At 65.8% G+C, this 12,374-nt stretch carries 9 protein-coding genes; 2 read left to right on the top strand and 7 right to left on the bottom strand.

From position 1 onward, the window contains the following. Positions 1-4: 4 nt before the first annotated feature. Both phnS and U4Y90_RS05375 read right to left on the bottom strand, forming a co-directional pair. On the bottom strand, positions 5-1,078 hold the full coding sequence (phnS, locus tag U4Y90_RS05380) for a 2-aminoethylphosphonate ABC transporter substrate-binding protein (RefSeq protein WP_321792973.1): 1,074 nt from the start codon (positions 1,076-1,078) through the stop codon (positions 5-7). Between the two features lie 813 nt (positions 1,079-1,891). After that, on the bottom strand, positions 1,892-2,650 hold the full coding sequence (locus U4Y90_RS05375) for a DeoR/GlpR family DNA-binding transcription regulator (protein WP_321793443.1): 759 nt from the start codon (positions 2,648-2,650) through the stop codon (positions 1,892-1,894). Positions 2,651-2,835: 185 nt separating this feature from the next. Between U4Y90_RS05375 and U4Y90_RS05370 the strand changes: the two genes are divergently transcribed. Both U4Y90_RS05370 and U4Y90_RS05365 read left to right on the top strand, forming a co-directional pair. Continuing rightward, complete coding sequence (locus U4Y90_RS05370) at positions 2,836-3,021, top strand: hypothetical protein (RefSeq protein ID WP_321792971.1); 186 nt, start codon at positions 2,836-2,838, stop codon at positions 3,019-3,021. Between the two features lie 85 nt (positions 3,022-3,106). Further along, positions 3,107-3,991, top strand: coding sequence for a DMT family transporter (locus tag U4Y90_RS05365; protein ID WP_321793441.1), 885 nt, complete (start codon positions 3,107-3,109; stop codon positions 3,989-3,991). 31 nt (positions 3,992-4,022) lie between these two features. Here the strand turns inward: U4Y90_RS05365 and U4Y90_RS05360 are convergent, their stop codons facing one another. The 5 genes from U4Y90_RS05360 to katE form a co-directional block, all read right to left on the bottom strand. Beyond that, positions 4,023-5,234 carry a hypothetical protein gene (locus tag U4Y90_RS05360; protein ID WP_321792969.1) on the bottom strand — a complete coding sequence of 404 codons (1,212 nt, stop codon included), beginning with the start codon at positions 5,232-5,234 and terminating at the stop codon, positions 4,023-4,025. Positions 5,235-5,427: 193 nt separating this feature from the next. Further along, positions 5,428-5,694 (bottom strand): RNA-binding protein, encoded by a 267-nt coding sequence (locus U4Y90_RS05355; protein ID WP_321792967.1) that lies wholly within the window; start codon positions 5,692-5,694, stop codon positions 5,428-5,430. 227 nt (positions 5,695-5,921) lie between these two features. Next, positions 5,922-6,455 carry a hypothetical protein gene (locus U4Y90_RS05350; protein ID WP_321792965.1) on the bottom strand — a complete coding sequence of 178 codons (534 nt, stop codon included), beginning with the start codon at positions 6,453-6,455 and terminating at the stop codon, positions 5,922-5,924. A gap of 124 nt (positions 6,456-6,579) precedes the next feature. Next, positions 6,580-9,822, bottom strand: coding sequence for an ATP-binding protein (locus U4Y90_RS05345; protein ID WP_321792963.1), 3,243 nt, complete (start codon positions 9,820-9,822; stop codon positions 6,580-6,582). A gap of 152 nt (positions 9,823-9,974) precedes the next feature. Further along, entirely contained in the window at positions 9,975-12,131 is a 2,157-nt protein-coding gene (gene katE / locus U4Y90_RS05340) for a catalase HPII (RefSeq protein WP_321793439.1), read from the bottom strand. Positions 12,132-12,374 lie beyond the last annotated feature (243 nt).

The following is a 12,374-nucleotide window of genomic DNA, read 5'->3' as shown; positions in this document are numbered from 1 at the left end:
TCGATCAGGACTTCGGCTTGACGACGTCGGTTTGCTTGCCGGTGTTGCCGATCACCTCGGTCTTCCAGCGTTCGGTCCAGCCCGCCTTCTTCTGCATGACTTCATTCCAGTCGACCGGAATCAGCTTCACGCCCGAGATCGCCTGTTTGACGGCTTCGCCGTTCTTGCCGGCGAGCGGCACGTCGGTGCGGCCAGGAATGCCGTAGATGTCCGGCACTCTCGATTGCACGTCCGACGACATCAGATAGTCGATCAGCTTTTTGCCCGCCGCCTGATTCGGTCCGCTCTTGACGAGGCCGATCGCGTACGGCAACTGGAACGTGGTCGGCGCTTCGCCCGCCTTATGCGACAGGAAGAGCGGCTTGATCGAGAGGCCGCCGTTCGCGGCATCGTCGAGGTCCATTTGCAGGTCGCCGTTCGCGAAGGCGATCTCGTTACGCGAGAGCAGCACGTCGAGATAGCCCGTGCCCTTCGTATGGAACTTCGCGCTCTGTTCGAGCGATTTGAGATACTCGAAGGCCTTGTCCTCGCCCATCAGCGCGGAGGTCAGGATGATGACGGCCATGCCATCGCCCGCGGTTGCCGGATTCGAATAGGCGATCTTGCCCGCGTAGTTCGGATGCAGGAGGTCTGTGAAGGTCTTCGGCGTGGTCTTCGTGACTTCGGGATTGATCGCGAAGGAGAAATAGTTGTTCACGAACGTGGCCCATGCGCCGTCTTTTTCTTTCGCGATCGCGGGGACGTTCTTGTAGTTCACGCTCTGGTACGGCTGCAGGAGGCCGCCTTGCTGCGCTTGCTGGATGAACGGCGGCAACGTGACGAGCACGTCGGCCTTGGGCGAATCCTTTTCGACGGTCGCGCGGTTCACCACTTCGCCGCTGCCTGCCGTGACGATGTTGACCTTGACGCCTTCCTTCTTTTCGAATGCGGGGAGCACGTCCTTGTACAGATTCTCGAGGCCATCGGCCGTGTACAGGACGACGGCGTCGGCGGCGTGAGCGGGCATCGCGGCAAGCAGGGTGAAGGCGGCGGCGAACGCCGGCAGCACGTTGCGCGCGAAGTGGAAATCGCGGGTCATGGTGGTCTCTCGTGTCGGGAATGGTGAAGGGTCGGGTGGGACCTTCGACCCGAAGGATTGCAGAGATCTGTGACATCGACGTGAATGCGCCACGGGGCGCCAAGGATCTGCACATTTTGCCAACGGGGTGTTTGCGTTCGCTTTCGCTTGCGCTTGCGCTTGCGTAAAAGCCTCATTTCGCGTCGGTCTATTAGCTCTGCCCCTGTGCGGGGCGGCAGTCACTTTCTTTGCTGCTGCAAAGAAAGTAACCAAAGAAAGCAGCTTCTCCCATCCAAAGTACTTCACACCGGCCCCGGCACAGGCGATTGGCCTAATGGTCCGCCTGTAGCAAGTGCCCTCAAAACGCAACCGGGCTTGGCTCGCGCACGGTCTGGTGCGCCAGCGTTCGGAGGTCACTGGTTCAGCACCAAACAGCTTCGGCACAGCGCTACGCGCTGCCGCCTGGTCTACAAGGGAAACCAACTAGGGGCAATTGCAGTGAGATGGAAGCGTTAGCAAAGAAGCACACGCACACCCGATGGACCGGTCGGCCGCGTAGCGGGCCGGAGCTATTTCGTGCTGAACCCGCAAGCATCGCGGTGCGATGGCGCGGACCGTGCGCGATCCAAGCCGTGCTCTGCTTGTGAGGGCACTCGCTACAGGCGGACCATTAGGCCAATCGCCTGTGCCGCGGCCGGTGTGAGGTACTTTGGATGGGGATAGCTGCTTTCTTTGGTTACTTTCTTTGCAGCAGCAAAGAAAGTGACTGCCGCCCCGCACAGGGGCAACGCGAATAGACCACTAAAAAATCGGGATCCGGCGACAACCAAACCCCTAAGAAGCCACAACCACCTCCGGCCCCCGATCCGCCAGCGCCCGCCGCAATCCCCCCTCCGGCGCAGCCTCACAAACCACATACCTCACCACCTCGAACCCGGCGATCCGAACCGGCGTAACCAGACCGAACTTGGAACAATCAGCCACAACGACCGGACAAGCAGCAGACGCAATCATCCTTCCCCTCACCTCCGCGGCGAGCCGCGAATAATCCGTCAGATGCGCCTCGTTCGTAATCCCCCCCGCTCCGACGAAAGCAAACTCCGCGTAATACTGCGCAAGCTGCTGAACCGTATCGAGCCCGAACGTCGCATCTTCGAGATCGGCGATCTCGCCCCCGAGCAAGGTCACGCGATTGCCATTGCGCCGCGCGAGCAGCATCGCGATACGCCAGTCGTTCGTATAGACCGTCAGCCGATGCCGCTCCGCGAGCGCACGCGCAACCGCTTGTGTCGTGCTGCCCGAATCGATGATGAGCGACGCCCCGTCCGGCACGAACGCCGCCGCACGCACGCCGATCGCGTGCTTGGCCGACGCGTTCTCCGCTTCGCGCACGTCGACGTGCGGCTCGCTCCTGTCGACCGACAGCGCGCCGCCATGCGTCGTCGTCACGAGACCGCGACCGGCGAGTATGTTGAGATCACGCCGCACCGTCTCACGCGACACGGACAGCGCACGCACGAGATCCGCCACCGCGAGCGCGCCATGCTTGGCCAATTCAGCGAGGATGTACTGGTGACGTTGTTCGGCGAGCATCGTTCGATGAAGGAAAAGAATGCGAGGCGGCGTGTGGAGTTTAGCGGCCTCGTGTGGCATTTCTTTGGCAAAACGCATCCCGTCAAGCCGAAGCGCGCAACGCATTCTTTCCGCCGGGTGCGCAATCCGTGCGCGCTCCTCCGCTAGACTTCGTCGTTCCGCACGGGCTTTAACGAGGTAATCCGATGTACAAGAAGGGCGTGGTGATCGAGATCCAGTTTCCTCCCGAGCGTCTGAACGATGCAGCCGGCGACCCGTACTGGATCGATCTCACGCTGGACGAAGCGAAGCGGTTGCATGCGCAACTTTCGCGGCGCTTCGAGAGCGACGCGCGCGCCAACCAACCGCTCGACACCTTCACGATCGAATGACACGCCGCGCGAAAATGCACGGTTAGACAAGACGAACACGGGCCATCGGCCGATACTGCGGCATCTCGATTGCTGCATGCCTCACATGGTCTCGATTCTCGCCGCGCCCGTCTTCGTGTTCCTCTGGTCGACGGGCTTCATCGTCGCTCGCGCGATCACGCCTTACGTCGACCCGAATCTGTATCTGCTCGCGCGCTTCGCCGGCACGACGCTGCTGTTTATCGCGGTCGCCCTGATCGCGCGCGCGCCGTGGCCGAAAGGCCGCGATATCGGCCGGCATCTGTTCGCCGGCGCACTGCTGCAAGGCGTCTATCTCGGGGCGGGCTACTGGGCCGTCGCGCAAGGCATGAGCGCGGGCATCATGGCGCTGCTCGGCGCGCTGCAGCCGCTTCTGACCGGCGCCGTCGCGGCGCGGCTCTTCGGTGAACGTCTCTCGCGGCGCGCCTGGGGCGGGCTCGTGCTCGGCCTGATCGGTGTCGCGCTCGTGCTTGCGCCGAAGATCGCGGCGAGCGGCGCACACGTCGGACAGGCATCCGCCGGACACGCGCCGCAATGGCTCGTCGTGACGATCGCGGTGCTCGCCGTCGTCGCGATCACCGCAGGCACGCTGTATCAGAAGACATCGCTCGCGCACGCCGATCTGCGCAGCGCCAGTGCGTTGCAGAACGCGGGGGCGTCCATCGTCGCGCTCGCGCTCGTGCTGGCGCTCGGCGAGCATCGCTTCATTCCATCGGCGACGACGTGGCTCTCGCTCGCATGGGGCATCGCGATGCTCTCGGGCGTCGCGACGACGCTGCTCGTGTGGATGGTCCGCCGCGGCGACGCATCGCGCGCGACCGCCCTGCTCTTTCTCGCGCCGCCGCTCGCCGCACTCGAAAGCTATGTCGCTTTCGGCGAGACGCTCGACGCCGTGCAGCTCGCGGGCTTCGGCGTAGCGCTTGCCGGCGTGCTGCTCGCGCGCGCGAAATAACGAACCAGCGAAATAGCGCCGCAGACGCAACTCAGTCGACCGTATCCGCGCCCGCCGGAATGTGCGCGCGCACCGCCTTGCCCGGACCCGGCGACCATGCGGGCCGCGCCTTCCGGCCCGTATCGACCACGACGAGATAATGTCCCGCCCACGGCGTCGTCTTGCGCGTCGCCTTCAGCACCCACATCGACTGGCCTTCGGCGGCGCGCGCCTCGTATTGCGCGTCGAGGATGCCGTGATGATCGAAGAATGTGTTGAGCGTCGACGGAATGCGCACGCAGCCCTTCGAGTGCCACATGCCGAGCAGCGGCTCCAGCTTCTCGGGATCGGTGGCGTGCATCTGAAAGCGCATCGGCGACCTGCCGCCCTTGCCCCAGCCGCGCTCGCCATCGGCCCAGCCGAAATCGTAGATCCGCATGTCGCGCGCGCCGTAGCCGCGAATCTTGAATTCGTTCAGCGTGCCCTCGGCGCGGAAGTCCATATTGCCCGGCACGTGCTGGAACACGCCAAGCGGCGTGACGAAGTGATCGTACGTGCCCGGGCGTCCCGTCGAGACCGGCGCTGCGCCGATCATCGACCATGCATCGTCCGCCTTCGCGCGGAAGTAGACGAAGACCGCCTGCACGTTCGCGCTGCGATCGACCAGCACGACGAATTCGTTCGCGAGGTCGCCGTGGCCGTCCTGCTCGAGCGTCCGCTGCAACAGACGGCCGTAGCCCTGCTGATCCGCAACGGGCACGTTGAGCCGCCGATCCACTTCTTTTGCGAAGATCTGCCGCATCGCATAGGCGCCGGCCGGCGGCAGGCCATCGCGCTGCGCGAGATTCGGCTCGGGCGGCTCCGGCGGCAAGGGCACTTCCGGCGCCTGTGCCTCCGATGCCGCACTCGCGGCGCTCGCCGCTTCAGCCGCGCTCGCCGCCGACGCAGCGGAAGCCGCAGCCGCCGAGGCTTCCGGGGCCGGCTGCGCGGGCATCGGCACGGGCATCGCGGGCAGCGCGCGCTCGGGCGCGCTCGCGCCGTGCGGAATGCTCGCGCCCTGCGGCATCGGCGGCACGGGCGCGGCGCGCGGGACGGGCGCGACGGGCATCGCCGTCACGTGTCCCTGCGCGACCGCCCCCGAGGCGGCCTGAGACTGCGCGTGAGCCGCTGTCGTGATCGAAAGGAGCGCGCCCGTCGCCGCGCCCACGAGAAATCTTGCGCCGTTCGGCGTCTTGTTCGTCTTGCTCTTTCCTGCCTGATGCATCGATTTGATTGATCCGCTTTGCCATATGTCGACGGTCGATCCACATGATCGCCAGGATGCGCGAGATGACGCGCATCGACAAAAAAGCCGGTGCGCACGAGGCACCGGCTTCGCCGCTACATAACGTTCGTCGAGGGAGATGCAGCAAAGTTCATTCCGCGTACGCGAGCCACGCGGCGCGCGCACGGAATCGTCAATGCAGGCGAATGGACGCGTCGCCGGAAGCGGAAGCGCGGGCGCGCAAGGGTTCGTCGAGCAGACGCTGATGACATAGCTTTTGCGCGATCGCTTCGCCGATGTAAGGCACATCGGTCGCGAGCGTGGCGGTCGCGTAGGCGTGAGCGGTGCCCGCGTCGTGGACCTCGATATCGCTCGCGTACTCGCCGAGCTCATGCTCGAGAAAGCGCCGCACGTCGCGCGCGGCACAGCGCTGAGGAAGATTCCAGACGAGCAGGTTCATCGCCGTCACCTTCTTGCGCGCGCAGGCACGGGCTTGCTGTACTGCCGGGCCAACATCCGCGCTGCGAGCGTGCCGACAACGAAAAGGGACACATAAGCGAGCATCATCGCGACTCCACGGCTAATTTCGAGATAGCTCCATACTAATCCCGTAGACTCGGCGCGTGCTGCGACATTCCGCCTTTTTCAATAAATGTTCTAAATCGGACGGATGCAGGGAACCAATCGTCAAAAGCCCGAGCATGACATGCTGGAAAGATTCGGATAGCGGTTCGGCCAGTCGCCCGCCATCGCGGACTGCGCTTCTTTCAGCGTGATGTCGCCGGTGCAGACGCAGCGCTTCAGATACACCGCGAGCCGTTCCTTGCGGCGCTGCCCCTCGCGCCCTTCCCAGCGGCGCAGATCGAGGTTCGCGGGCGAATTGGGCGAACCGCCGAGCAGCACCGGCATGCGGTGATCGAGCGCGTATTCCGACGCGAACGACGCATCGATGCTGCGCTGCTTGAGCAGCCGCTCCTTCTGGCGCATCTGGATTTCAAACGACGGCAGCACGCGGTCGACGTAACCCGGGATGCAGATCGTATCGACGATGGTCGCCTGCGTGACGCGCGTATCGAGCCATTCGGCGCGCTGGGCGCGCGGTGCGCCCGATACGAACGCGAGCATCGCGCAGCAGCACGCCAGCGCCGCGCGTGCGTTCCGGCCGGGGCGGCCGGCGCCTGACTTCGGTTCCTCGGTGAACCCGGTATCCCTTCGACTCATGCCTTTCGTGCGCCATCTATCGCGGCCGCGGATCGCCGCTCGTTTTCGAGATGATCGGAGGTTCAATTAAAACACACGAAAGGCGCGCTGCACGCTAAGAGTTGATCCCGATGGTCGACGGGCGTCATGCCGACGCATCGGAAGCGGGCGAGGCACAGGCGGTCCGGGCGGCAAGCGCCGCATCGAGCGCCTCGGCCGCCGCGACGAAAGCCGCGAACGATGCCGCGATGCGCGCATCGTCTTCGCCGTTGCGATCCTCGTCGATCGCGAGTTCGCAGTTGCGCTGCAACGCCACGCACGCGCGCATGAAAGGCGCCGCGCCGATCACCGCCGCCGCGCCCTTCATGCGATGGGCGATATCGCGCAGATACGCGTGGTCGTTGTCGGCGAACACGGCGTGCGCGTCGGCGAGGTCGGTCGCGTTGGCGGACCTCAGCGTGTCGACGAGCGTAGCCGCCTGATCGCCGAAGCCGTCGAGCAAGGCGTGATCGAAATGCGGCTCGGCGGCACCGGGCATGGCCTCGCGCGGCGTCGGCGCGACCGGCGGCACGACCGGCGGCGCGGCAGAGATGCGGCCGTCACGGGTCGCGGCGAGCAATGCCTCACGCAGCGCGTCGAGGCCGAGCGGCTTCACGAGACAGGCCGTCATGCCCGATGCGACCGCGCGCATCGCCGCGTCGGGTTGCGCGTTCGCCGTCAGGCCGACGATCGGCACCGCGCGCGGCGTCGATGCATCCCTCGCTTCGTCTTCCCGAATCGTGCTCGCCAGTTCCTCGCCGCTCATTTCGGGCATCGAGCAGTCGGTCAGGATGACGTCGAACGCACGCGGTTCGGCGCGCCAGCGTGCGAGCGCGCTCTTGCCGTCGACGGCCATCTGCGCGGCGCCGCCGAGCAGCCTGATCTGCCCGTCCAGCACGATGCGGTTGGCCGGATGATCGTCGACGACGAGCACGCGCAAGCCCGCGAGCGATCCGGCCGGTGCGCTCGCCTGCGCCGGCCGCGTGTCGACGGCGGAGGCGCACGCTTGCGCCTCGGGCAAATCGAGCCGCACCGTGAAACGCGTGCCGCGCCCGGGCTCGCTCGACAGCTCGATCACGCCGCCCATCATCGTAACCAGCCGCTTGCTGATCGTGAGGCCGAGGCCGGTGCCGCCCACGCTGCGCGCGCGGCCATCGTGTGCCTGCACGAACGGCGTGAAGAGCATCGCCTGCTTGTCCGGCGCAATGCCGATGCCCGTATCCGACACCGCGAACAGCACGGCGCGCTTGCCGTCGTGCGCCGGCGCGACTTCGTATTCGAGCGTGACCGCGCCGCTATCGGTGAACTTGATCGCGTTCGAGAGCAGATTGCCGACGATCTGCCGCAGACGCTGGCCGTCGGCGAAGATCCACGCGGGGCCGTCGCCCGAACGCCGCTTGACGACGAGCGCGATACCCTTTGCGCGCGCGGCGGGCTCGTAAATGGCCGCGACGCCCGCAATCCACGCTTCGATTTCGAGCGGCCCCGGCGCGAGCACGAGGCGCTCGGCTTCGATCTTCGCGACGTCCAGCAGATCGTCGATCATGCCGAGCAGGTCGCGCGCGGCGTGGTGCGCGGTGGACAGCGCGCGCTCGGTCGCGGCGCGCTCGCCGGGCGCGCGCAGCTCCATTTCGAGCAGGCCGAGCACGGCGTTCATCGGCGTACGGATTTCATGGCTCATCGTCGCGAGAAAGGTCGACTTGGCGCGGTTAGCGGTTTCGGCTTCCTCCTTCGCGGCGCGCATCGCCTTTTCGGCGGCGATCCGGCGCGCGATCTGTGCGCGTAACGTCAGCGCCCAGCCCACCAGCGCGAGCAACAGCGCGACGCCGAAGAGCGCGCCGAATTCGACTTGCGGGCGGCGGCGCTCCCACAACATCTCGGGATGCTCGGTCAGCCTCCAGCGCCTGCGGATCGTCTCGAGCTCCGCCGGCGGCAAGCTCCGGATCGCGCGATTGACGATGCCGAGCAGCACCGGCTCGCTGGCCGCGACGGTGAGCCCATGCGGAACGGGCTGCGTCGACAGCACGCCGCTCATCACGAGCGTATCGCGATACGGATTGCCCAACGCGTAATTCGCCACGGTGAGATCGACGACGGTCGCGTCGGCTTCGTCCTTCGCCACGGTCGCGAATTGCCCGTCGAGCGGACGCGTGGAAACGAAGCGGACATCGGGGACTTGCTGCCGCACGACATTGCGCAGCAGCGAAAACTCGGGCAGCGCGACGCGCTTGCCCGCGAGCGCGGCGGCATCGCGCAGCGGCGGCCGCCCGGCCGGCGTCACGATGGCGAGCAGACCCTCGCCGGTCGGCTCGGTCGCCACGCCGCCGGAGAATATCGACGCATCGCCCGCGCCGTACGGCAGCAGCGTGGACGCGCCGCTGCGCAGGTCGGCCGCGAGCTGTCCGGCGGCATTGCGCACGCGGGCTTCGAAGCGCAGGCCGGTCATGCGCGCGATCGCATCGAGCAAATCGACGGAGGCGCCCGCCGGCCGGCCGCGCGAATCGACGAAGGTCAGCGGCGCGCCCTGCGCGATCATCGAATAGTGCACCACGGGATGCGCGCGCACCCACTCGCGCTCGTCGGCCGAAAGATCGACCGGCTTCTCAAGGGCGGTCGCGGACACACCCGGATTCCAGCGTGCGTACTCGACCAGCACGAACACCGGCGGCAGCGCATGGAGCGCATCGTCCACGCGTCGCCGGAGCGCGCCGCCATCGGGACGGTTTGCGGCGAACGCGAAGCGATAACCGTCCGCGCCCGTTTCCGCGGCGGTGGCGACGGCGACGGTCAGGTTTGGCAGATCGAAATACGCGATCGTGTAGCCCGCGGCCGTCATGTCGCCGACGAAAGCGTCCGCGGCGCCGAGCGAAACAGCCAGCAACGCGTCGATCAGATGCGGATAGGCAACGGGCTGCATCGACGGATACGCGGACCGCAGCCGCGCCGGCGACGTCTGTGCATCGACGTAAGCGAGCCGATGCGTCGGCGGGCGCTTTTCGAGCGGCTCGACGAACGCCTGCTTGATCGGCAGGTACTCACCGCTGTAGGCGAGCGCCGCGCCACGGTCCTCGCCGGTCGCGCCCGTCGCCATGTCGATGTCGCCGCGTTCGAGCGCCGCGATCAGCGCAGCGCGGGACGGATAGAGACGCCATTGCGTGTCGGCGTCGAGCGCATCGGCGACGGCCTTCGCGTAGTCGACCGAGATGCCGCGCGGTGCGGCCGCGTGCGAAAAGGCCATGTCGAGCGGCGGCGTCACGCCCGGCGCCGCGCCGATGACGATGCGCTCGCGGGCGTCCGCCGAGAAGCACGACACGAACGTCAGCGCGACCCACAAGATGCCCGTGCGCATGGCCCGCGCCGCGCCGCCACGATGTCTCGCATGATCGAACAAGCCGCACCCCCGGAATGAGCGGTGCGGCTAGTGTCTCAAAAAGGCTCGGGCGCGTATATCACCGCGGCGACGCATCGACCTGCGCTTCGTTGCGCGGCGCGAAACGCGCGTCAGGCCGGAACCGACTCCGCTTTTTTCGCACGCGCCCACACGCGATGCCTGCCCATCGCTTCGATGAAGCTCTTGAGCACCGTCTTCGCGTCGCTGCCCACGGCGATGCCTTCCTCGCCGCTCGGCAGATGCGCTGCCGCGAGCACGTCCTCGCCGTCTCCGATCGCGCCGATCGCCTTCAGGTGCTTGAACGCCTCGAGCACGAAGTGGCGCGCGTCGCCGGATTCCGAGAGCGTCTTCGCGCTTTGCTTGCCGCCCGCGACGATCACGCCATCGAACATGATGGACGGCATGCCGAGAAGGGTGGCATCGGCCTCGATGCCCTGGGCGGGCGAGCCGAGCGTCGGCGAGATGACTTTCGCGTGCGCGCCCTCGGCCTTCAGCGCGTCCTGCACGGCCTTGATGCTCGCGGCATCGGCGCCCGGCGCGGCGAGTATCGCGACCTTGCGCGTCTTGATCGACGGTTTCGTCTTCGCGACGATCGACAGCGCCGGCGATTCCTTCACCGACGACTTGCCGAGCTCCTCGGCGTCCGCGTTCTTTTTCGGCGCGGACAATCCGAGGTTGGCGGCGACACGCGCGGCCAGCGTCTCGTCGATATTGGCGAGAATGCCGAGCTGGCGCTCGCGGATGTTCTTGCGCTCGACCTTGCTCAACTCGAACGAATAGCCGCCCACGATGTGATCCTTTTCCGGATCGGTCATGCTGTTCCAGAAGAGCGTCGCCTGCGAGTAGTGATCCTTGAACGACGGGCTGCGCACGCGAATCTTCGCGCCCTCGACGCGCTCCGTATAACTCTCGAAGCCGCCGCCCGCCGCGGCCGGCTCCGTTTCCTTCGGCCATCCGCCGTCGATCGAATTCGGCTCGTAAGCCGCCTGGCCCCGGTCGATCGTCTGCCGATGCATCGCGTCGCGCTGGCCGTTGTGCAGCGGCGCGAGCGGACGGTTGATCGGAATTTCGTGGAAGTTCGGGCCGCCGAGACGGCTGATCTGCGTATCGGTGTACGAGAACAGGCGCCCTTGCAGAAGCGGATCGTTCGTGAAGTCGAGGCCCGGCACGATATGCCCCGGACAGAACGCGACCTGCTCGGTCTCGGCAAAGAAGTTGTCGGGATTGCGATTCAACGTGAGCTTGCCGATCATCTTCAACGGCACCAGTTCTTCGGGGATGATCTTGGTCGGGTCCAGCAGATCGAAGTCGAACTTGTGTTCGTCCTTTTCCTCGACGATCTGCACGCCGAGCTCCCACTCGGGGTAATCGCCGTTGTCGATCGCTTCCCACAGATCCCGCCGATGGAAGTCGGGGTCCTTGCCCGCGAGCTTCTGGGCTTCGTCCCACAGCACCGACGCCGAACCGATCGTCGGCCGCCAGTGAAATTTCACGAAACGGCCTTTGCCTTGCGCGTTGATGAAGCGGAACGTGTGGATGCCGAACCCTTCCATCGTGCGCAGGCTGCGGGGAAGCGCGCGGTCGGACATGGTCCACAGCACCATGTGCGCGGATTCGGGTACGAGCGAAACGAAATCCCAGAAAGTGTCGTGCGCCGAGCCGCCCTGCGGCATTTCGTTGTGCGGCTCCGGTTTGACGGCGTGGACGAAGTCGGGGAACTTGATCGCGTCCTGGATGAAGAACACCGGCATGTTGTTGCCGACGAGATCGAAGTTGCCTTCGTCGGTGTAGAACTTGACGGCGAAGCCGCGCACGTCGCGCACGGTATCGGCCGAGCCTCGCGAGCCTTGCACGGTCGAGAAGCGCACGTAGACAGGCGTTTCCTTCGACGGGTCTTGCAGGAACGCGGCCTTGGTGAGTTCGGCCTGCGATTCGTACACCTTGAAGATGCCGTGCGCCGCCGATCCGCGGGCATGGACGATGCGTTCCGGAATGCGCTCGTGATCGAAGTGCGTGATTTTTTCACGCATGATGAAATCTTCGAGCAGCGAAGGGCCGCGCTCGCCGGCGCGCAGGGAGTTCTGGTTGTCGGCGATCTTGACGCCCTGGTTTGTCGTCAGGGCCTGATTCGTCGCGTCGGTGCGGAAGATTTCGAGGGCCTCGGCTTTCTTGTTCGTGTTGCTGTGCGATGGGGTGCGGGCGACGCCGCTCGCGGGCGGCTGTTGCTTCTTTGTTGCCATTTGTGCGGACTCCGGTTGGGTGGGGATTTGCGGTCGATGCCGCAATTGATGTACCCGGGGGCTTTTTAGGGCTTCGCTTCCGGTTTTTTCGCCGGATCCCGTGATCGTGCTGGTCTATTCGCGTTGCCCCTGTGCGGGGCGGCAGTCACTTTCTTTGCTGCTGCAAAGAAAGTAACCAAAGAAAGCAGCTATCCCCATCCAAAGTACTTCACGCCGGCCCCGGCACAGGCGATTGGCCTAATGGCCCGCCCGTAGCGAGTGCCCTCACAA

This window comes from Caballeronia sp. J97, assembly GCF_905220305.1.
In the GTDB taxonomy this organism is placed as follows: domain Bacteria; phylum Pseudomonadota; class Gammaproteobacteria; order Burkholderiales; family Burkholderiaceae; genus Caballeronia.
This window is presented reverse-complemented; position numbering and strand designations above follow the sequence as displayed.